This is a genomic window from Hoeflea sp. AS16, from assembly GCF_038900095.1.
Lineage (GTDB): Bacteria > Pseudomonadota > Alphaproteobacteria > Rhizobiales > Rhizobiaceae > Hoeflea.
Map to the genome: position 1 here is coordinate 364,763 of NZ_JBBMQQ010000001.1, position 20,965 is coordinate 385,727.

General features: G+C 61.2%; 16 protein-coding genes. 8 read left to right on the top strand and 8 right to left on the bottom strand.

Annotated elements, in window-relative coordinates; translation table 11 throughout:
• Positions 1–18: 18 nt before the first annotated feature.
• Genes WNY80_RS01705 through WNY80_RS01715 form a run of 3 tightly spaced genes read right to left on the bottom strand, consistent with a single transcriptional unit; the run spans position 19 to position 2,388 of the window.
• Entirely contained in the window at positions 19–1,428 is a 1,410-nt protein-coding gene (locus WNY80_RS01705) for a HAMP domain-containing sensor histidine kinase (protein ID WP_342885608.1), read from the bottom strand.
• Positions 1,425–2,096 (bottom strand): response regulator transcription factor, encoded by a 672-nt coding sequence (locus tag WNY80_RS01710; protein WP_342885609.1) that lies wholly within the window; start codon positions 2,094–2,096, stop codon positions 1,425–1,427. Before WNY80_RS01710 ends, WNY80_RS01705 begins: the two co-directional genes overlap by 4 nt.
• 4 nt (positions 2,097–2,100) lie before the next feature.
• Complete coding sequence (locus WNY80_RS01715; RefSeq protein WP_342885610.1) at positions 2,101–2,388, bottom strand: PepSY domain-containing protein; 288 nt, start codon at positions 2,386–2,388, stop codon at positions 2,101–2,103.
• A gap of 157 nt (positions 2,389–2,545) precedes the next feature.
• Between WNY80_RS01715 and WNY80_RS01720 the strand changes: the two genes are divergently transcribed.
• The 6 genes from WNY80_RS01720 (at position 2,546) to WNY80_RS01745 (ending at position 9,207) form a co-directional block, all read left to right on the top strand.
• Positions 2,546–2,818 carry a PepSY domain-containing protein gene (locus WNY80_RS01720; RefSeq protein WP_342885611.1) on the top strand — a complete coding sequence of 91 codons (273 nt, stop codon included), beginning with the start codon at positions 2,546–2,548 and terminating at the stop codon, positions 2,816–2,818.
• Positions 2,818–3,399, top strand: coding sequence for a cytochrome b/b6 domain-containing protein (locus tag WNY80_RS01725; protein WP_342885612.1), 582 nt, complete (start codon positions 2,818–2,820; stop codon positions 3,397–3,399). The genes WNY80_RS01720 and WNY80_RS01725 overlap by 1 nt, the downstream gene beginning before the upstream one ends.
• Positions 3,400–3,643: 244 nt before the next feature.
• Positions 3,644–5,050: a bifunctional enoyl-CoA hydratase/phosphate acetyltransferase gene (locus WNY80_RS01730; RefSeq protein WP_342885613.1), complete on the top strand. Its 1,407-nt coding sequence runs from the start codon at positions 3,644–3,646 to the stop codon at positions 5,048–5,050.
• Between the two features lie 162 nt (positions 5,051–5,212).
• Positions 5,213–6,430 (top strand): 6-phosphofructokinase, encoded by a 1,218-nt coding sequence (locus WNY80_RS01735; protein WP_342885614.1) that lies wholly within the window; start codon positions 5,213–5,215, stop codon positions 6,428–6,430.
• 1,005 nt (positions 6,431–7,435) lie between these two features.
• Positions 7,436–8,545, top strand: coding sequence for a cyclic GMP-AMP synthase DncV-like nucleotidyltransferase (locus WNY80_RS01740; protein WP_342885615.1), 1,110 nt, complete (start codon positions 7,436–7,438; stop codon positions 8,543–8,545).
• A complete protein-coding gene (locus tag WNY80_RS01745) occupies positions 8,542–9,207 on the top strand; it encodes an SEC-C domain-containing protein (protein ID WP_342886286.1) in 666 nt (221 codons plus the stop codon). Before WNY80_RS01740 ends, WNY80_RS01745 begins: the two co-directional genes overlap by 4 nt.
• Positions 9,208–9,250: 43 nt before the next feature.
• On the opposite strand, the gene WNY80_RS01750 is transcribed toward WNY80_RS01745, so the two are convergent.
• From WNY80_RS01750 to WNY80_RS01770, 5 genes are all read right to left on the bottom strand, one after another.
• The gene (locus WNY80_RS01750; protein WP_342885616.1) at positions 9,251–10,105 is read right to left on the bottom strand and encodes a universal stress protein; all 855 of its coding nucleotides are present in this window, start codon (positions 10,103–10,105) and stop codon (positions 9,251–9,253) included.
• A 13-nt stretch (positions 10,106–10,118) separates the two neighbouring features.
• Complete coding sequence (locus WNY80_RS01755) at positions 10,119–11,603, bottom strand: SulP family inorganic anion transporter (protein WP_342885617.1); 1,485 nt, start codon at positions 11,601–11,603, stop codon at positions 10,119–10,121.
• Positions 11,604–11,822: 219 nt separating this feature from the next.
• The gene (locus WNY80_RS01760; RefSeq protein WP_342885618.1) at positions 11,823–15,308 is read right to left on the bottom strand and encodes an AAA family ATPase; all 3,486 of its coding nucleotides are present in this window, start codon (positions 15,306–15,308) and stop codon (positions 11,823–11,825) included.
• Positions 15,308–16,645 carry a DNA repair exonuclease gene (locus WNY80_RS01765; protein WP_342885619.1) on the bottom strand — a complete coding sequence of 446 codons (1,338 nt, stop codon included), beginning with the start codon at positions 16,643–16,645 and terminating at the stop codon, positions 15,308–15,310. The genes WNY80_RS01760 and WNY80_RS01765 overlap by 1 nt, the downstream gene beginning before the upstream one ends.
• Positions 16,646–16,754: 109 nt before the next feature.
• Positions 16,755–17,324, bottom strand: coding sequence for a transglutaminase-like cysteine peptidase (locus tag WNY80_RS01770; protein ID WP_342885620.1), 570 nt, complete (start codon positions 17,322–17,324; stop codon positions 16,755–16,757).
• A gap of 354 nt (positions 17,325–17,678) precedes the next feature.
• On the opposite strand from WNY80_RS01770, the gene urtA reads away from it, so the two are divergent.
• Both urtA and urtB read left to right on the top strand, forming a co-directional pair.
• Positions 17,679–18,953 carry an urea ABC transporter substrate-binding protein gene (urtA, locus tag WNY80_RS01775; protein WP_342886287.1) on the top strand — a complete coding sequence of 425 codons (1,275 nt, stop codon included), beginning with the start codon at positions 17,679–17,681 and terminating at the stop codon, positions 18,951–18,953.
• A gap of 62 nt (positions 18,954–19,015) precedes the next feature.
• Positions 19,016–20,965 carry an urea ABC transporter permease subunit UrtB gene (gene urtB, locus WNY80_RS01780; protein WP_342885621.1) on the top strand — a complete coding sequence of 650 codons (1,950 nt, stop codon included), beginning with the start codon at positions 19,016–19,018 and terminating at the stop codon, positions 20,963–20,965.

Consider the following 20,965-nt stretch of genomic DNA (forward strand, 5'->3'; position numbering starts at 1 on the left):
CGGGTCTTCCTTGCAGGTCTAATGGCTGTTTGGTGCGGGATGATGGAGCCCCGAGTGCGAGCCGGCCGTTGTGGTCAGCGGAACGGAAATCCGGGCTTCAAGCCCTCCCAGAGGTGATGTACCGAGGTCAAGCTTGCCGCCGAAAGAATCGACAATATCGCCGGATATCGCCAGGCCGAGACCGGCGCCGGCCCCTGTTTGATCAATCCGCAGATCAGGGTTGATGGCTTGCGTTGCTGCCGCGTGATCAAGGCCCGGGCCGTCGTCGACGATCCGGATCACGACCGCGTCCATCGTTGTCTCAGCGTCGATCAGGACACGGGTGCTGGCGAAGCGAACGGCGTTTTCCGCCAGATTTCCAATCAGTTCATTGAGATCATCGGGATCGACCGGGACGGTCAGATCCGCTTCGACAGTGCATGCCAAATCCAGATTTTCCCCCTCCGGCGTCCGCTTGAGCGCACGTATGATACCGTCCACAATCAGCTTCACTGGCGTTTGATCCTGACTGCGGCCATGACGCAGCCGGGCGCGGGCCAGTTCCCGCTGAATATGACGACGCATGCGCCCGGTCAATTCGGAAATGTCATCGGCGATGTCTGTCTCGCCCCTGGCGCGTAGCCGTTCCACATCCGAGACCAGGGCTGACAGAGGTGTTTTCAGGCCATGAGCCAGGTTGGCGGCGCGGTCCCTGGCGCGGCTGATGGCCTGATCCTGGGCGTCCAGCAAGGCATTGACCTCTTCGACAAGTGGCGCCACTTCCCGTGGTACACCATCGGCCTTTAGACGCCTTAGTGTTCCATTTCGGATTGCGGTGACGCCTGATAGCACCCGATGAACCGGTTTGAGGCCTTCCCCGATCTGCAGCAGAAAGCCAAGCAGCAGCACACCGCCGAGGATGGCCAGCACCGGGGCCAGATCCCTGGCAAATCCTGTTTCAAGCGCGCTGATCTCGGCCCGGTCGATGGCGACGGCCACCCGCAAACGGTGATCTCCGTCCGGTGCGGAGAGCAGGACCAGTGTTTCGTGAACCAGCACTCTCGAGCCTAGCGGACCGGTGGTGTCGTGCACGTGGGTCTCGCCGGGCCGCAGCACGTCGCCGGGTATGTCGAGATAGGTATCCCACAAGGACCGTGACTTGAGCTGGCTGGCCGCGGTTTCATCGTCAACCTGCCAGTACAAGCCACCGAACACCGCCTGGAACCGGGGGTCGACGGGTTCGCGGTTCAGCGACAGGGTTGCGTTGGCATCCAGACGCAAGCTGCCGGTCAGCTGGCTCAGGTGGGTGTCGAGTTCCTGGCCGATGCGGCGCTCGATATGGCGGGAGAACAGGGCAGACAGGCCGATGCCGGTCACCAGCAGGGCTGTCGCGAGAACGATGGCGGCATAGGCCAACAGCCTGAACCGCAAGGACCGGCCGGTTTTCATGAAGAACTTCCCGGCTCGTTGACGATGTAGCCAAAACCGCGGCGCGTCTCGATGAGCGCGACGGGCAGTTTCCGTCTGACCCGTCCGACCAGCACCTCCACGGCGTTGGATTCGCGCTCGAAATGAACCGATTGCAGATGCTCGGAGAGTTCCTGCTGGGGGACCACACGGCCCTTGTGCAGCATCAGATAGGCGACCAGGCGGTATTCCTGCGGCGAGAGGCTGACGGGAACCCCGTTTACGCTGAGCCGCATCTGCCGCGTGTCGAGTTCGGCCTCGCCAACGATGACGACCGGGCTCGCCTGACCGCCGGAACGGCGGATGATGGCGCGCAGGCGGGCAACCAGCTCCTCCATGCGAAAGGGTTTGGGCAGGTAATCATCGGCGCCCGCGTCGATGCCCTCCACGCGCTCGGTCCAGGCGCCGCGGGCGGTCAGCACCAGCACCGGAAAGTCACGGCCTTCGGCGCGCCAGCGCTTGAGCACGGTCAATCCGTCCATGCCGGGCAGGCCGAGATCGAGAATGGCGGCGGCATAGGTTTCTGTGTCGCCGAGAAACCATGCTTCCTCGCCATTGGCCTCGGCGTCGACGACATAACCGGCCGCCTCCAGGGCGGTCGTGACATCCTGCCGGATCCGTTGATCGTCTTCGACTAGCAAAATGCGCATGGGATCAATGGTCGTCTTCCAGGCTTATGATTCTGGCTGTCCGGGCGTCGACCTCATATTCGAGGCGGCGTCCGGTGCGGTCGAGGACATAGATCTCGTAAATCGGATGGTGCTTTGAGTTTTCGAACTCGATTTCCAGGATCCTGCCGTCGATCTGCGGTTTGACCTGCTTGAGGATTTCCGACAATTGCAGGATTTCGCCTTTCCTGACCGCCGCATCGATGTCGTGGCGTTTGTGATGATCATCATCGGCAACGGAGGCAACTGGTGCCAGCGCGAGTACAGTGATCAATGAGAGGCGGCATAGCGTGGGGTTCATCGTGGCAGCATCGCTGTTTGAAAATGACAAAACGCTGACAGACCCCATCAGCGGATTGTCATGATGGCTCTGCGATAAAGCCAGCGTCAACGGCCAAAGGGCCAGATCGCTTTATCGAAGGAGACAGATCATGAAATCACCGCTTATCGCCGCCGCCCTTTTTTCGGTTCTCGCACCGGCCGCAGCCCTTGCCTCCCAGGACTGCCCGAATGTGCCGCGCGACCAGTGGATGAGCGATGCCGCGATCATGGAAAAGGCCAAAAGCCTGGGCTATGACGTGCGCTCGATCAAGGTCGATGACGGCTGCGCGGAAGCCTATGCGCTCGACAAGGGTGGCAAGCGTGTTGAAGTCTATTTTCACCCGGGCACAGGAGATGTGGTCAAGGTGAAGGCTGACGACTGATGCTTGCAGCCAAGACCACGATGGAAGCCGGCGGCATTCGCTCGCCGGCAACCGTCCGGGTGTGGGACCCGCTGGTCAGGATCTTCCACTGGTCGCTTGTCGGCCTGTTCACATTCGCCTTTCTCACCGGCGACGAGTGGCAACAGCCGCATGAGGTGGCGGGCTACATCATTGCCGGCCTGATCGGTTTCCGGGTGATCTGGGGTTTTGTCGGGTCGCGGCACGCACGGTTTTTCTCGTTCATCTACGGACCATCGACCGTGGCGGGGTTTCTCGCCGATACGGCGCGACTGAAAGCCCGGCGGTATCTGGGGCACAATCCGGCGGGCGGCCTGATGGTGGTTGGCCTGTTGCTGGCCATCGCGGTGATTTCTCTCAGTGGCTGGATGATGACGACAGATGCCTTCTGGGGTGTGAAATGGGTCGAGGAACTGCATGAAGGCGCGGCTTTCACCGCTCTTGGCCTGATCGCGCTGCATGTCGGCGGCGTCATCGTCGCAAGTCTCGAACATGGCGAGAACCTGGTTCGCGCCATGATCACCGGCTGCAAGCGTGCGCCCGGTCCGGACGATATCGCCTGAGCGTCGATACGTCCCCGGACGCTCGGGCCGACCTGCCAGCTGCCGCCCGCGCTGGCAGGTCCTTTTGCGCATGACGCCGGCAGCGGCAGCTCAATCGCCGTCCGGCGTCCGGCCTGCCTTGTATCTGACGCAGCACTGATGCAAGTTCGCTGCCGTCCGGGGTTTGTCCCGTCATCTCGCCAAATTACCTTCCGGCAGGACGGATTGCCGGATGCCGTCAATGAAGTGCCTTTGGAGTGTCTGCATGGATCTGATTGAAAATCGCACCGTCGACGAGATCGCGGTCGGGGATCGCGCTGAAATCGAGAGAGTTCTGACCCGTCCGGACATTGCGCTGTTCGCCACGGTTTCGGCCGACGTCAACCCGGCCAGCCTGGAGGATGGCGAGGAGGAAGGGCCGGAACTTGAGCAGAGCATTGCGCACGGGATGTGGGCAGGCACGCTGATTTCCGCGGTTCTGGCAACGCGGCTGCCGGGGCCGGGAACCGTGCATGTGGGGCAGACGCTCAAGTTTCATCAGCCGGTCAGTGTCGGCGACCGCATCACCGTGCGGGTTGAAGTTACCGGCATCGACAAGAGCACCGGCCACGTCACCCTGGATTGCAGCTGCCTGAACGAAGCTGGCGAGACAATCGTCTCCGGCCATGCCGAGGTTGAGGCGCCGCGCACCAAGATCAGACGCCACATTGCCCGGATGCCGGTGTCGCGCCTTACCGCGCCGGGCGTGCGGTTCGGCGCGCTGGTTGAACAGGCAAGAACGCTCGATCCGTTGCTGACGGCGGTGGTTCACCCCTGCGATGATCTCAGCCTCGGCGGTGCGCTCGCGGCGCGTGACGAGGGCATGATCACGCCGGTGCTGGTGGGCCCGACGGCCAAGATCGAGGCCGCGGCAGAGCAGGCCGGGCTGGATCTTTCCGGTCTCGAGATCGTTGACGCGCCGCACAGCCATGCGGCGGCGGAAGTGGCCGTGGCGCTGGTGCACGAGGGGCGCGCCGGTGCCTTGATGAAGGGCAAGCTGCACACCGACGAACTCTTGGAAGCCGTGCTCGACAAGACCAAGGGGTTGCGGACCGAGCGGCGGCTTACCCATGTCTTTGCGCTCGATGTGCCCGGGCAGAACCGGACGCTGTTTGTCACCGACGCAGCGATCAACATCTCGCCCGATCTCGAATCCTTGAAAGACATCGTCCAGAACGCCATCGATCTGGCCATTGCGCTCGGCGTCGAGGTGCCGCTGGTGGCGTTGCTGTCGGCGGTGGAAACCGTGACCGGCAAGCTGCCGTCAACGCTGCTCGCCGCGGCCATCTGCAAGATGCACGACCGGGGCCAGATTGTCGGCGGCAAGGTCGACGGGCCGCTGGCCTTCGACAATGCCATCTCTCCGGCCGCAGTGGCTGCCAAGGGCATCGTCTCGGATGTGGCGGGCTATGCCGACATTCTGGTGACGCCAAATCTGGAAAGCGGCAACATGATCGCCAAGCAGCTGATCCATCTCGCCGGCGCCTCGTCGGCGGGGATTGCGCTGGGCGCCCGGGTGCCGATCATGCTGACCAGCCGGTCGGACACGGTGGACGCGCGGATCGTCTCGGCGGCGATGGCCAAGGTGTTTTATCACTGGCGGCAGCAAAGGCCGCTGGGGGTGCCGGGGTAGGGGCTTCGCACCGGGCGTCTGGTGCCGGGTCAACCAATGCCCGGTTCAACCGCAAGGCTGGCGGATTGATCAAACGAGAGGGCACCGCTGGATATCAGCCAGCTCTTGTTTGCCGGCCACAAATGGTGCTGATTGCAGATCGGCATACAGGAGGAGAACTCAGTGTTTCATGGCAAGGTGCTGGTCGCCCAGGGGGGTGGACCGACGGCGGTTATCAATCAGTCAATGGTGGGCGCGGTGCTGGAATCGCGCAAGTTCCGCAAGGTCGAGCTGATCTACGGCGCGGTGCACGGGGTGCGCGGGATTCTGGACGAGGATTTTTACGATCTGACCCAGGAAACCACCCACAATCTGGAAATGGTCGCCAACACTCCGTCTTCGGCGCTTGGCTCGACGCGCGACAAGCCGGACCTGAAATACTGCCAGGAAATCTTCAAGGTGCTGAAGGCGCACGAGATCGGCTATTTCTTCTACACCGGCGGCAATGATTCCTCCGACACGGTCCGGATCGTCAATGACGAGGCGCGCAAGGCGGGTTACGATCTGCGCTGCATCCACATCCCGAAGACCATCGACAATGACCTGGTCGAGAACGACCATACGCCGGGCTTTCCGTCGGCTGCGCGCTATGTGGCGCAGGCGTTCATGGGCATCAACCTCGACAATGCAGCGCTTCCCGGCATCTATATCGGCGTGGTGATGGGCCGCCACGCGGGCTTTCTCACCGCCGCATCGGCGCTCGGCAAGAAATTCTCCGATGACGGGCCGCACCTGATCTACATGCCCGAGCGAGCCTTCGACATCGACCGGTTCCTGGGCGACGTCAAGCAGGTCTATGACCGGCTCGGGCGCTGTGTCGTCGCCGTCAGCGAAGGCATCCAAGACGGCTCGGGCCAGCCGATCATCGCCAGGCTCGCCAATGAGGTCGAACGCGACGCGCATGGCAATGTGCAACTCTCCGGAAGCGGTGCGCTGGCCGATCTGCTGACGCAGAAGGTCAAGGAAAAGCTCAAGATCACCCGGGTCCGGGGCGATACGCTCGGCTATATCCAGCGCAGTTTCGTCGGTTGCGTGTCCGATGTCGACCAGAACGAGGCCCGCGAGGTCGGCGAGAAGGCGGTGCAATACGGCATGTTCGGCGACCGTGACGGATCGGTGGCGATCAAGCGCACCGGCCATTACTCGGTCGACTACGAACTGGTTCCGCTGGAACTGGTGGCCGGAAAGACCCGGATCATGCCCGACGCCTTCATCTCCGGCTGCGGCCACGACGTGACCGACGCGTTCCGCATGTATCTGCGCCCGCTGCTGGGCTCAGGCATGCCGGATGCGCATAGGCTCCGGCCAAACAAGGTGCCGAAGATCTTGGCGGGGAGGTGAGGTGTTGGGTGCCGATCGTACTGATCAGTCAGTGGGATGCCGTCGATGCAAGGATCGTGTCGGTAGCGCTGGCCAACTTGTTTTATTACTGGCGGCGGCAGAAGCCATTGGGGCAGCCGAGATAGGTTGGCTAATGGTTGGCCGTCCACCCGGCGATCTATAGGTTCGCGAGGGTTTTCTGATGGTCCATAGCGTATTGCTGGAGCGATTTCTGCTTTACAAAGTTAGCAGTGAGCAACGTCAATGCTAGGGTGCCGGCAGTGTTACGTCCGTTTCGCCAGGCACGTCTTGTCCAATATGTGCCCTCGGCACGGCGATAATCTTCAGCCATTAGTTCCAAGTCTGCAGAGCCAAGGTGAGTTTCCTCGTCAGTGATCGTGTGATTCGGCGTTTGCTGTCGGTAGACGTATGAGAGGTGTATCCGCCCAGTGTGCTGGTCTCGCCATGGCTTCGCGGTAATCGAATAGGATATACCGTTTGTGGAGCTTAAACCGGCTTGGACCTGTAATGTGAAAAGGGAGTTTATGATCCTTATTGCCATCGCGTCCTGCTGATCCGGCAGGTCGTGAAGTTCCTTCTCACTAATCTGACCATTAGACTGTGCGGCCTCAACCAACTTTTTGATGGTTGGCCAGTTGGAACTCGTGCTTCCGACCCATATCCCGTTCAGATCAGGAAACCAGTCGTTCAGTGCTGGGATTATGCGCCAAAGAATGCGCCATGGAGCGTAGTAGCCGGTCGGGCCGAAGAACCCGCTGAGTAACAGTAGAACTACTAGAGGCAAATACCGGACAACGATGTGGTCCGGTATGGGAACTCCGGTGAATCGTTGTACATCGTCGGCGTAGACGGCAAGGATTGTTACCAGAGTGAGCCCTCCTCCGATCCATTTCCAAGGCAATAATGCGTACACGATACGTTCTCCGATGTGGCTGCGGGGTTTTGCCCTTGAATCGTTGAGTCGGGCACACCACATATAAGCGCCAGGAAGAGTGAGGGCGCAAGATGTATGATTTTTCCAACCGAATATCTAAGTTTCACCAAGACCACGTCAGGCTGACGAACGGTCAGCGAGCTGACATGCGACGTCGACGGGAAACCAACCTTGAGCGGATTGAGAAGGGGCTGGATGAGGCCGACAAACCCTCAGTGGCAGAGACTATAAATCAAGGCGGGTACGCGCAAAAGACCATGACGCAACCGCCGGAGAGCGACCAAGAGAGCCGTTATGACATCGACCTCGGGGTTGTCTTCGAGGAGGCCGACGCTGTTGGCCCTAGGACGACGCGCAACTGGGTCAGGGATGCCGTCGCCCGAAAAGCAACGAACCTCAAAAACGATCCGGAAACAAAGAAGAAGTGCGTGCGGGTTGTGTATGCGGACGGATATCAGTGCGACTTTCCCGTATTCCGACGTATTCAGACTGAAGATGGGTGGAATTACGAGATTTCCTCTGGCGACGAATGGGTCAGCTCCGACCCTGCCGCCATGAACAAGTGGATAGATACGACGGTGTCGGCGAAGAGTCCAGAAACGTCGGGCAGCTATCAACTTCGCCGGGTCATTCGTTTGGGAAAGTTTTTTTCGAAGACGCATTCCAGCCGGTTAAACCGGAAGTTTCCAGGGGGTCTTGTTGCCACCGCACTTTTTATTGAAGCCTACCACTCTGTGGAAAGCCGCGACGACAAGGCATTTCGGGAAACGCTTCGGGCACTGTCCATCCGGTCCAAGCACTCGCCGGTTTACGCCAATGGTATTCAAGTCTCCGACGAAAAGGATATCGACCGGATCGGCAGGTTGGTCGATCAGGCGAAGGAGTCTGTTAAGGAGCTTGACAAACTCGACGCCGATAACGTGACCAATGCGGTTGCCAATAAAGCTTGGAATACCGTCTTTCGTCACAATTTCTTCGAAGAAGTGACCAAAGACTCGGCTAACAGCGCCGCATTACCGCTCGAGAAAAAGAGCGCACTAGGCTCGACGGGACTGGCAGCGCCGTTCCTAGCCTCGGAGGCTGCGGCGGCTCTCTCAGAGAGCGAGAAGCAGTCTCGGATGGAAGCAGCTGTGAGAGCTCGAAATGAAAGCGGGAGTGGCGGCAAACCTTGGTCGAAGTGACGATCCCGGATACGCTGCTCACTGATGTCCAGCAGGCGGTGGACATCCACCAGCCGGAGTTGGCTGTTTCGAGCACTGACACCTTTATCGTCCTCGAGGGGCTATTCGTCGTTTCTGGACCTGAAGGTCCATTCGACGCCTACCAAGTTAAGGTGCTGATTACGGCCGGCTTTCCAACTGAGAACCCCGTGGTATTCGAGCAAGGTGGTCGCATTCCCCGGACCGTTAATCGTCATGTCTTCCCGGAAGAAGGGTCTTGTTGCTTGGGCGTCTGGGAAGAATGGCTTTTGACAGCCCCCGACCACCGGTTCGAGACTTTCTTAACGGGGCCAATGCAAGATTATTTTATCAGTCAGACATACTTTGAAGCCAACGGTATGTGGCCCTTCGGTGAAAGATCACATGGAATGCTCGGAGTGGTGGAGGCTTATAGTGACTTGCTCGAAGTCCCTCAGGATGCCAAGATCATCGTTGCGTATCTTAACCTTCTGTCACTTAGCCAAATAAAGGGGCACCAACTTTGTCCCTGCGGAAGCGGCAGGCGTCTTAGACATTGCCACAGAGACGAACTCCAGAGGCTGAGCAGCAAAGTATCTCCGTTGATGGCCAAGCGAATGCTTGGGTCTATTTCGCCGAAAAAACCTGCTAAACAGCTGCGTTAGCACATAATTTCAGCCAAGTGGGCTCCCTGCCTTCAGCCCCCCTTCACCGCATCAACAGCACCGGTGCCTTGCAGCTCCTGAGCATCTCACTCGTGGTCGAGCCGATGACGAAGGCGCGGATGCGGGAGTGGCCGTAGGCGCCCATGGCGACGAGGCAGGCCCCGTTTTCTTCGACACGCTTGCCGAGCACTTCGTCGGGCTGGCCGGACAGGATGGTGGTTTCGACCTCCAGGCCTGCGCCGGTGAGGATGGCTCTGGCGTCTTCCTGGGCCTTTTCGGTGTCGCGGTTCTTCTGTCCGACGGTGACCAGGTCGATCTTGAGGCCTGCAAACAGCTTGTTGCGGGCGATGTGGTCGACCACGCGCTGGCTCGAGGCGCCGCCGTCATAGGCGACGATGACGGTGTCGATCGGCCTGAAGGCGCGCGAGGCGACGAAGACCGGCTTGTGGCTGGCGCGGATGAAACGTTCGAGGTGGGAGCCCAGCCGCAGGGTGGCCAGATCGGCCTCTTCGCCGCGTTTTCCCACCATGATCATCGAGGCAGGGCCTTCCTGCTCGATCACGGTCTCGACAATCTCGCCCTGGCGCAGATGGGCGCCGACGACCTTCTGGCCGGCGGCCTCGATGATGGCGCGGGCGTCATCGAGAATGGCGCGGCCCTTCTGCTGCAGCAGCCTGGCGCGCTGTTCGTCGAGCGTCGAGAGTTCTTCCAGCAGCGCGGTGCGGGCGCCGAGCGCAATCGATCCGGAGAGATCCGAGTTGCCGGCGCCGGGATGGCGGTCAAGCACGTGCAGCAGGTCGATGCCGGCGTCCATCCGGCCTGCCACCCAGACGGCATGGTCGCAGACGCTTTTCGAATAGGTGGACCCGTCAACTAGGGCCAAAAGGATGTTGGTCATGGTCTGCTCCTCCTCAATGCGCCGACAACTGGTCCATTGCGCCCGGCTTGTCGTGAATGGCAAGCCGGTCGACGATGGTTTCCGATGCTTCGTTCATGCCGATGATTTCCACCGTCGCGCCGTCGCGGCGGAATTTCATCACCGCCATGTCCAGCGCCGCGACACTCGAGATATCCCAGATATGGGCGCGGGACACATCGATGACGACCTTTTCCAGAAGTTCACGGAAGTCGAAGCTCTGCATGAAATCATCCGCGGAGGCGAAAAACAACTGGCCTTCAACGATGTAGGTGCGGGTCTTGCCATCCTCGGACAGTGTCGAGCGGACGCCGAACAATTGCGCGATCTTCCAGGCGAAGAACAGGCCCGACAGCAGCACCCCGACCAGAACGCCGATGGCGAGGTTGTGGGTGAAGACGACAAACAGCACGGTTGCCAGCATCACCACCGAGGACGAGCGCGGGTGGGTTCTGAGGTTCTTGATCGAGGACCAGGAGAAGGTGCCGATCGAGACCATGATCATGATGGCGACAAGGGCTGCCATCGGGATCTTGGCCACCCAGTCGCCGAGCACGACGATGAAGAACAGCAGCATGGCGCCGGCGACGAAGGTCGACAGGCGGCCGCGGCCACCGGATTTGACGTTGATGATCGACTGGCCGATCATGGCGCAACCGGCCATGCCGCCGATGAAGCCGGTGGCGGTGTTGGCGATGCCCTGGCCGACGCATTCCATGTTGCGGTTGGACGAGGTGTCGGTGAGTTCGTCGACGATGTTCTGCGTCATCAGCGATTCGAGCAGACCCACCGCCGCGACCGCGACCGAGTAGGGCAGGATGATCCACAGGGTTTCCAGCGTCAGCGGGATGTCCGGGATCAGGAAGATCGGCAGGGTGTCGGGCAGCGCGCCCATGTCGCCGACGGTGCGCAGGTCGAAGCCGAAGAATATGGTCACGGCGGTCAGCACGATGATGGTGACCAGCGGCGAGGGCACCGCCTTGGTGATCAGCGGGAACAGGTAGATGATGCCAAGACCGGCGGCGACCATGACATAGGTCAGCCAGGGCACGCCGATGAGTTCGGGCAGTTGCGCCATGAAGATCAGGATCGCCAGCGCGTTGACGAAGCCGGTCATCACCGATTTCGAGACAAAGCGCATGACGTAGCCAAGCTTGGCAATGCCTGCGGCAACCTGGATCAGGCCGGCCAGCACGGTGGCGGCAAGCAGATACTCGAGCCCGTGTTCCTTGACCAGGGTCACCATCAGCACGGCGGTCGCAGCCGTCGCAGCCGAGATCATGCCCGGACGTCCGCCGACAATCGCGGTGATGACGGCGATGGAGAAGGAGGCGTAGAGCCCCACTTTCGGGTCCACGCCGGCAATGATCGAGAAGGCGATGGCTTCAGGGATCAGGGCAAGGGCGACGACGAGGCCCGAGAGGATGTCGCCACGAAGGTTGCCGGTCCATTGCGAGAGATAGCTGTTGAACGAGATCATGGAGAATTGGCGTCCTGTCCGGTGAAAGGATGTTTCGAGACTGCAATGCTTGCAAACGCGGGCCAGGGCGGAGTGCGCTTTTGGCCCGGCATGTCTGCGGTTGCTGGAATTTCGACCCTGTTACGGGCTTGCGGGAGTGCGGCTTCGATACAGGGATAAAGCGCGGATGCCAAGCGTCGCCTGTTCGCAACTGCGAGAAAACGGCTTTACGGGCCGCAATCAGGTGGTGAGTTCGTGAATGGTGACGTCCGGACAGACCGATTTTGCGATGTCGCAGAGGTGGCGGTGATGGGTGAGATAGATCACCTGGCCGACATCGGCCATGCCGGCAAACAGCCGGAAGGTTTCCTCGGCGCGGAAATCATCGAAGGTTTCCATGATGTCGTCGGCGATGAAGGGCACGGTCTGGCGGGTTGCGGCGAACTCGTGGAAGCCTGCGACGCGTAAGGCAAGATAAAGCTGAAAACGGGCGCCCTTGGACATTTCCGACGCCTGTTTCGAGGTTCCGTCGTTCTGGATGGCAAGCAGCAGCTCGCGTCCCTTGTCGGGCTGGGAGGCGAGGCCGGTATAGCGTCCGCGGCTGATGGTGCGGATGGCTTCGGACGCGCGCTGCATCATCGAGGAGCTGTGACGCTCGCGGTAAAGGGTGAGCGCCTGTTCCATGGCGATCACCCCGGCGGAGAGCCTGAGGTAGCGCTCGGCGCCTTCGGCAATGGCAAGCAGGATGGTCTTGCGGCTCTGCTCGATGCGGGCCACCGCGTCATCTCCGCCAACCGCGTTGATGGCGTCGGCGGCGCGGGTCCGGGCGGCAAACAGGTGCTGGATTTCTGCGTCGAGGGTTTCCAGCGTGGCTTCGAGGTCCTGCTTTTCCCCGTTCAGTTCCACCGTGTCGGCGGCATCGAGCCGGGACCGGGCTTGCTCAAGCGTTGCAACGCCCAGCGTCTCGCAGAGCTCGGAGGTGATCTGGGCGATCCGCTGGCCGAGCTGCCTGCGCTCCAGCGCCTGGTCAATGCGCAGCGCCGCATCCGTCAGCGTGTCCGTGCCGAGAGCATCGAGCATCTGCGCCTTTCTGGCTGAATGGGCCGCGTGACTTTCCAGATGCCTGCGCTGGCGGGCGAGGGCTTCGTCGATCTGCCGGGTCAGATCCTGATGCCGGGCGCTGGTCTTCTGGGCTGTCTCCAGCCTGTCCGAGAGCTGCCGGGCGATCGTGGCGGCTGGCACATCCTTGGTCTCAAGCCCGGCCTCGGATGCGGTTGCCTCAAGCGCCGTGGCGTAACCGGCCTGATCCCGCTCCATCTTGGAAATACGGTCGGCGAGGCCGGCGCGCTCATGGATTGCGGTTGCCAGCTCGCCGAGCAGAGGCAGGGCTTCGCGGACCTGTGCCGCCGTCGGGGCCTGCGGGCCGTGTCCAAGCCAGCAGCCGTCACAGGCCTGTTTCCAGGCCAGCATCCAGGCCTTTGCTTCCTCTTCGGCGCTCTCCACATCGCGCTGGCGCCGGGCGAGCAGGCGGTCCTGTTCCGCCAAGGTCTGGCGGTAGGCATCGAGCCGGGTCTCCCGGCTGACGAGGTGCTGCGCGCGGCTTGCGAGTGTCTCGAGATCCTCGTCGGGCGATGTCTCCGGATCAAGCGGTGCCAGCACCCGGTGGAGCCGGGCCGTGGCGGTCCGCCGGTCTTCCTCCGCGGTTTCGAGCTCGCGAAGGTGGCTGCGCAGCGTCTCGTCGGCCTCCAGCACCTGGTCCCTGCGGCCGAGCCAGTCCTGCAGTGCCTCGGGCGTCATGCCGGCGGGCAGGGCGGGTGACAGCTGGGTGATGGCCGCATCGATCTGCTTGCGCAGATCAGCCATTGCCTTCTCGATGCCTGATCTTGCCGCCTTGGCACCGTCAAGGTCGGCCGTGGCAAGCGCCAATTGCACCGAGATCTCGTTGAGCTTGGCAACGTCGGCCAGATGCGCGGCCCGTTTGTCGGTGGCCTCATCATAGGCCTGCATGGCGGCTTCAAAGCGTGTTGCGGTTTCGGGGTCGAGAGAGGCCTTGTGGTCATCCCAGGCCTTGTCGCGCGCGTTGCGCAGTGCTTCGGTTTCCGCGTTTGACAGCAAGGCGCGTGAGTGGGTGAGGGCTTCCGCCTCGGCTTCAAGGCGCTTGAGCGCCTGACCCAGAGTGGCAATCTTGTCGTCAGCCGAGATGCGTTTGCGCTCCAGCTCCGCGATTTCCGATTTCCATCTGCCGAGTGTTTCCGTGGACGGGGGCAGCATGGCGCGGAGTTCAGCGATCTCGCCTGTCCAGGGAACCAGCGTCTGGCCGAGCGCTGTGCATGTGTCGCGCGCGGCCGCTACCGCACGGCTTGCGGCCTGGTGGCGCAAATCGTGATTGTCATTGCGCAGCAGGGCCAGGGCCTCGGTGACTGCCGCGATCTGGATTTGCCTGCGTTCCGGGGCGCTCTGCGCGGCCTCGCCGCCCGCTGAAAGCAATTGCGCCCGGGCCTCGTCGCGGCTTGCCTTTGCATCGGCGGCTTCCTTGCGCGCCGTGGCCAGGCGGACATCCAGGTTCGCGCGGGCGTCAATCAGGTCGCGAAGGGTTGCCGTTCTGGAGGTGTCGAGCAGAAGGTCTTCGGCCTTGGCGTCCTGCGGGGGAGAGAGGCGGGCGAGAAACTGTTCGATCCGCGCATCGATGCGGGCCAGGGCCGCGCGCCGCTCTGGAAGATCCTCGCCGGCGGCATCATGCCGGGTGCGCAGCCGGGCCAGTTCAGTCAGCCGGTCCTGCAATGACAGGATGCCGGCATCGAGACTGAGCCCATCGCGCTCTGTGGTCAGGCGCTCGATTTCAGCTTCCAATGCCGCGCCGGCGGCCTCAAGTGCAGCTTCTTCCTGACCGAGATCTCTGACCTGCTGGCGCCATTCGGGCGCAACGTCCGGCAGACCGGAGAGCGGTTCGAGCTCGGCCTGAATCCGGTCAAGTTCGGCAAGGCGCGGACGCGCCGACAGCAGCCGGTCGATGGCCGCCAGCCGCACGCGAAGCTGCTTCCGGTTCTTGCCGGCCTCTTCGTGGCGGGTGTTGGCCTCCTCAAGCTCCTTGCTCAGCTGTGCGAACTTGCTGGCCTGGGTGTCGATCCTGTCTCGCTCGGCCTTCAGCTCCGCGAGCTCGGCCTTGAGTTCGCCGAGGATGCGCTTTTGCGCCCGGGGCTTGTAGAATTCCTCGGTCTCGCTGCGGATTTCGACAAGCCGCTGGGAGAGGTCTCCGAGTCCGGCACTTGCCGAGAACAGCAGTTCGCCGAGATCGCCACGGCTTGCGAGAATGCTTTCGCCACCCTGCTCAAGGCTTTCATCATCCAGCGAAAACATGGTCTGGTAGCTGTCCCGGTCAAGCCCGCCAAGACCTGCCAACAGGGCGCCGTCGGAAACGGGCTGATCGCGGTTGTCGAGCAGGCTGTTGTGTTGCCGCTTGATGCGGACGAATTCCTGCGTCTTGCCGTCAATTTCGATTGCGGCGCCGATGCGCATGGACGGATAGGGATGGAGGAAATTGTAGCTGCTCTGCGCGCCGATGCCGAACAGCAGGTCAAGCCAGGCGCTGAACAGGGTCGACTTTCCGGCTTCATTCGGGCCGTAGACGATGTGCAGGTCGCAGCCGCCAGCGGTGCGGGGACCGAAGTCGATGCTGTGATCGGTGAACTTGCCGTAGCGGGTGAGGTCAAGGCGATTGAGGCGCATCAGGCGGTCCCGTTTCCGGATGCGGGGCCCGATTGCAGCCGGGCGAGCACGTCATCGGCGCCCTCGCGGGCCAGCGCGATGCGCCGCGCCCGGGTCTGGGTCTCGTCGATGCCGAATAGATCGCGGAGATCGGTCGGCAATTGCGCCTGCAGCGTATCGGCAAGGCTTGCCACCGCGGCTTCGTACGCGTCGGATTCGAGAATGGCGGTTTCAATCAGCGATCTGAGTTCGTGCAGCGGATCGGTCGCCGATCTTTCGGATGTTCGTGGCGGTGTGCAATTGATCTCGAGCTTTTCGATCCAGACGGCGCCGATCTGCATGGCCCGTTCTTCCGTCTCGGCGAAGAGAAGCTCGCTATCACGGCGCATGCGCCAGGCGAGCGGGGTTTCGCCCGAAAATGAAAGCCTGACTACCAGTTGAGGCGCGGATGAATTCGAGCGGGCCGGTTTCAGCGCGTCTGTGAGCGCGGTTGCCAGGTCACTCCATTCACCGATGCCGGTGGCGTCAATGGTGATGCGGGCAAATTCGGCGAGCGCGGTCTGCCGTTCATCGAGGTCTACGGATCCATCGTCACTGATGGACACCAATGTGACTGACTTGGGTCCGTCCTCGTTGATGTCACGGCCCTGCGGCATGCCAGGCATGACAATCGTGGTCGAGCCGGTGGTGACGGAGCGCTTGTGGATGTGGCCCAGCGCCCAATAGTCATAATCGGTGGCCTGCAGTTCGACAGGGCTGCAGGGCGCATAAGGGTCGTGTCCGGGGGCGCCGCCCAGGCTTGTGTGCATGATCCCGATGTTGATGGCATCGGGCAGGGCGCGGGCATACTTCGGAAGCAGGCTTTCGGGCGCTGTCGGATTGGCAAAGCTCAGCCCGTGTATGGCGACCGGCTTCTCGCCCTGTCCGCGTTCGATCAGGACATGCTCGGCACGCCCGCCGAACAGTTTGACCTCGCCGGGCAGAACCAGTTCCCTGGAGACCTTGGATAGAGCGTCGTGATTGCCACGGATGATGAAGGTGCGGATGCCGGCAGTGGCCAGACGGTTCAGCTCGCTTGCGAGGAAGCGGGCGGTTTTCATCGAGGTCTGGTCGCCATCGTAAAGATCGCCGGCGATGATCAACGCATCGACCCGCTCATCGAGGCACAGATCGATGATGTTGCTGAACGCCTGCCGCGTCGCCCCGCCGATGAGGTCGGCAAGCTCCGGATTGCGCAGCGCCAGCGACTTGAGCGGCGAATCAAGATGGATGTCAGCGGTATGAATGAAGCGGAAACCGGCGATTGCTATGTCCTCCGGCTGTTCCCGGATTGTTGTGGTGAGGCGATGCCAAGCCATAGCACAGGCTATCGGTGCGGCGGCAAGGCTTTCGACAGCAGAAGGGCCGTCTTTTCAAACGGCCCTGTAACTTCGCAATGTGCAGCCAATGGCTGCTGCAGGATGAAAATCAGGGCGCCCTGCCGGTCTTGCCGGTTACCTTCAGCCATTTGCCGCCGTGATGGGGCGACTGGATCTTGCGGAAGCTCATGCGCGCGGACTGGACCGGCACGACTTCATTGTTGAGATTGTCGAGGACATAATCTCCGTCGCGGGTTCTGACCACCAGCACCGTGTGTGCTTCGCTGCCGCTGTAGCCCATGGTCAACAGCAACTGCGAGGACTTGAAGCCCATGCGCAAAAGCTTGGCGCGTTTGGCGAGTGCGAAATCCTCGCAATCGCCTGACCGGGCCTTGGCTGTCCAGTATTCCTTGCGGCCAAACGCGGTTTGGTCTGCGGCCGCCTTGATCGAGCGGTTGACGGCCCGGTTGACGCCATTGAGCAGCTTGGTGCGGGCAGGCGGCAACGAGGAGGATGCCGAGCGTCCGCGGCAATCGGAAACGTTGCGCGTACAATATTCCACATGACCGTAAGGCCGCGTGGTCTGTTTGCCGGTTTTGAGCCATGTAGAAGCAGCCGCTGGCGAGAGAAACGTAAACAAGGCTGCCAGCATGGCGAGCAAGAAAAGAGGTGCGCTCATGATTTCCACGGAACTCCTTGTTGTCGTTGTTGATGAGGCCGGTTGCCTCGCCTGACTCGATAAGAGGCGAAAAATGATCGTTACGCAAGCCTTGCCTGGGGAAACTGTTTTTTCTGGGGCTTGTTGTATGGCGGGCAGGCTTCAGAAGACCGTCAATCGTCTGCGTAATAATTAGTCACTGTCTAAATATTGTGCGCAAAAGTGTGCTTTTTGTGACGCCCGGTCCGTGCATCCCAGGCCGAGGCCTTTCGAAACCCTTGAAAACCGCCCTTTGTCGCAACTGGCAAGGGGTTTGCATTGAAGACCTCCGTGGACACGAACAGCACGGAGGCTGACATGACTTTTACCACTAAAATGAAGATCGCAGGGGCGGCAGCATTTCTTACTTCAACCATTTTGACCCATTCGGCATATGCAGCAGAAGACACCATCAAGATCGGTGTGTTGCACTCGCTTTCGGGTACCATGGCGATCTCGGAAACGACGCTGAAAGACACCGTGCTGATGCTGATCGAGCAGCAGAATGCCAAGGGCGGCGTTCTGGGCAAGAAGCTCGAGGCTGTCGTTGTCGACCCGGCATCGGACTGGCCGCTGTTTGCCGAAAAGGCACGCGAGCTTCTCACAGTCGACAAGGTTGACGTGATGTTCGGCTGCTGGACTTCGGTTAGCCGCAAGTCGGTTCTGCCGGTGATTGAAGAGCTGAACGGCCTGCTGTTCTACCCGGTTCAGTACGAGGGCGAAGAATCCTCCAAGAACGTGTTCTACACGGGGGCCGCACCCAACCAACAGGCGATTCCTGCGACCGACTACTTCCTCGAAGAACTCGGCGTTGAAAAGTTTGCGCTGCTGGGTACCGACTATGTCTACCCGCGCACGACCAACAAGATCCTCGAGCAGTATCTCAAGGACAAGGGCATTCCGGCTGAAGACATTTTCGTCAACTACACGCCTTTCGGCCATTCCGACTGGTCCAAGATTGTTGCTGACGTGGTTGCCCTTGGCGCCGACGGCAAGAAGGTCGGCGTGATCTCGACCATCAATGGCGACGCCAATATCGGCTTCTACAAGGAACTGGCTGCTGCCGGGATCTCGGCGGACGACATTCCTGTCGTGGCTTTCTCGGTGGGTGAGGAAGAACTTTCGGGCCTCGACACCACCAACCTCGTCGGTCACCTCGCAGCCTGGAACTACTTCGAATCCGCTGACACTCCGGTCAATGCCGAGTTCATCAAGGAATGGAAGGCGTTTGCCGGCGAAGACCGCGTGACCAACGACCCGATGGAAGCCACCTATATCGGCTTCAATATGTGGGTTCAGGCGGTCGAAGCTGCCGGCACCACCGATGTGGACATGGTTTCGGAAGCCGTGGTTGGACAGAAAGTGCCGAACCTGACCGGCTCGACCGCTGAAATGCTGCCCAACCATCACCTGACCAAACCGGTTCTGATCGGCGAGATCCAGGCCGATGGCCAGTTCGACATCGTCAGCCAGACCGAGCCGGTTCCCGGCGATGCCTGGACCGACTTCCTGCCCGAATCCAAGGTGCTGGAATCGGACTGGATCGATCTGAAGTGCGGCATGTACAACACCGACACCAAGACCTGCGTGCAGCTCAATTCCAACTATTGATCTGTGACACGGGGAGGGGGCTTCGCGCCCCCTTCCACCTTTTCAACTGGTCTTGGTTTCCCATGCTCCGCATTATTCTGCTTTTTCTTGCCGCTCTGATCGCATTCGCGCCGGCCAACGCGCAGGACGTCACTCTCAACTCCCTGCTCGAGACACACCGGGCCAAGATCGAAAAGCCCTCACGCACGACCATTGGGCCGGTACTGGAAGCTCTGGTCGAGAGCCAGTTGCCCGGTGTTGCGGTGTTTCTGGAGAAGTGGCGCGAGAAGGATCTCTGGCAGCGCAAATCCGATGGGCGCTTCTTCTTCGTCGAGAAGGCCGATGCCGGCAAGCTGACGCTGATTGATGTCGATACCGGTGCGGAAGCCGGGTTGGCCGACAAAAGCGAGCTGAAAAACCTCAAGCCCAACAGCGGTGTGCGCGGCGTGATTGCCGCAGCCCTGGTTCAATTCCAGTTGTCCGACCCGGATCCGGAACGGCGCCTGCAGGCGTTGACCGCGCTCGAGCGTGACGCCAACCAATCTCACTTGAGCATCCTTCGGGCTGCGATCGAAGCCGAAACCGTCCCCGCGATCAAGGCACGCAAGCAACGGCTGCAGCGACTGCTGACCATCAAGTTCGGCAGCGACCAGGCGACGCGGGTTGCCGCGATCAAGAGTTTTGCCGGTGATCCCGGTGTTGATGCGCGCGCCGCGCTCAATCCGTTGCTCGCGACTTCGGTTGCGGTTTTCGACACCGCGCCCGAAGGCGTCAACGTGGCGAAGCTGCTTGTGCCGGGCCGCGACATCGACATGGACGCCGCCTATCAATTGCTGGTCGATGCGGGCAAGGCGCGGCCCATCGTTCCGCTGGACGCGCGCAAACAGGCGCTGATTGCCAATATCAGCAATGGAATGGTTGCCGGTATTCCTGTGGCTGAGCTGGTGACGCAGACCGCGCGCGACCGGGCCTATGTGGCGCTTGCTGGTGCGGGAACAGTGCCGCCGCTGGTGAGCGCGGATGAGCAGCGCTCGGCTGTCGCAGATCACGTGTTTGCGGAAGTCTACGCGGAACCGGATCCGGTTCTGACAACTGCTGCGCGGGAAACGCTTGCCAATATCAACGGTACGGTCGGCTTCTACCAATTTGTCGATCTGGCCATGGACGGGCTGTCGCTGGCGTCGATCTATTTTCTCGCGGCCATCGGGCTTGCCATCACCTTTGGCGTCATGGGGGTGATCAACATGGCGCATGGCGAGTTCATCATGATCGGTGCCTATACCGGCTACGTCGTGCAGCAGTATATTCCCAACTACACGGTCTCTATCATTGTGGCATTGCCGCTGGCTTTCGCGGTGGCGTTTCTGGCAGGTGTGGCGCTGGAACGGCTGGTGATCCGGCATCTGGCGCACCGGCCGCTGGAAACCCTGCTTGCGACCTTCGGCATCTCCATCGCGCTGCAGCAGATCGCCAAGAACATCTTTGGCACGCAGGCGCGGCCGCTGACCTCGCCGTCCTGGCTTGATGGCGCCTGGGTGCTCAATGACGTGGTGTCGATCAGCTATATCCGCATCGCGATCTTCGTGCTTGCACTCGCCTTCCTTGGCTTGCTGCTGTTCGTACTGAACAAGACCCGGCTGGGGCTCGAAGTGAGAGCGGTGACGCAGAACCCGCGCATGGCCTCGTCGATGGGGATCAACCCGGACCGGATCAACATGCTGACCTTCGGGCTCGGCTCCGGCATTGCCGGGATCGCCGGAGTTGCCATCGGGCTGTTTGCGAAGGTCACCTCCGAGCTTGGCTCGGGCTATATCGTCCAAAGCTTCATGACCGTGGTGGTCGGCGGTGTTGGCAATATCTGGGGCACGCTGGCGGGGGCCGGGATGATCGGCTCGCTGCAGAAGGTGATCGAGTTCTTCAATCCGTCGAACACGCTTGCCGCACAGACCTACATGATCATCTTCATCATCATTTTCATTCAGTTCCGACCCAAGGGCATCATCGCGCTCAAGGGCAGAGCGGCGGGGGATTAG

Coding starts and splice junctions, on each gene's coding strand:
- WNY80_RS01705 (WP_342885608.1), bottom strand. CDS start 1,428: ATGAAAACCGGCCGGTCCTTGCGGTTCAGGCTGTTGGCCTATGCCGCC.
- WNY80_RS01710 (WP_342885609.1), bottom strand. CDS start 2,096: ATGCGCATTTTGCTAGTCGAAGACGATCAACGGATCCGGCAGGATGTC.
- WNY80_RS01720 (WP_342885611.1), top strand. CDS start 2,546: ATGAAATCACCGCTTATCGCCGCCGCCCTTTTTTCGGTTCTCGCACCG.
- WNY80_RS01725 (WP_342885612.1), top strand. CDS start 2,818: ATGCTTGCAGCCAAGACCACGATGGAAGCCGGCGGCATTCGCTCGCCG.
- WNY80_RS01730 (WP_342885613.1), top strand. CDS start 3,644: ATGGATCTGATTGAAAATCGCACCGTCGACGAGATCGCGGTCGGGGAT.
- WNY80_RS01740 (WP_342885615.1), top strand. CDS start 7,436: ATGTATGATTTTTCCAACCGAATATCTAAGTTTCACCAAGACCACGTC.
- WNY80_RS01750 (WP_342885616.1), bottom strand. CDS start 10,105: ATGACCAACATCCTTTTGGCCCTAGTTGACGGGTCCACCTATTCGAAA.
- WNY80_RS01755 (WP_342885617.1), bottom strand. CDS start 11,603: ATGATCTCGTTCAACAGCTATCTCTCGCAATGGACCGGCAACCTTCGT.
- WNY80_RS01760 (WP_342885618.1), bottom strand. CDS start 15,308: ATGCGCCTCAATCGCCTTGACCTCACCCGCTACGGCAAGTTCACCGAT.
- WNY80_RS01765 (WP_342885619.1), bottom strand. CDS start 16,645: ATGGCTTGGCATCGCCTCACCACAACAATCCGGGAACAGCCGGAGGAC.
- WNY80_RS01770 (WP_342885620.1), bottom strand. CDS start 17,324: ATGAGCGCACCTCTTTTCTTGCTCGCCATGCTGGCAGCCTTGTTTACG.
- urtA (WP_342886287.1), top strand. CDS start 17,679: ATGAAGATCGCAGGGGCGGCAGCATTTCTTACTTCAACCATTTTGACC.
- urtB (WP_342885621.1), top strand. CDS start 19,016: ATGCTCCGCATTATTCTGCTTTTTCTTGCCGCTCTGATCGCATTCGCG.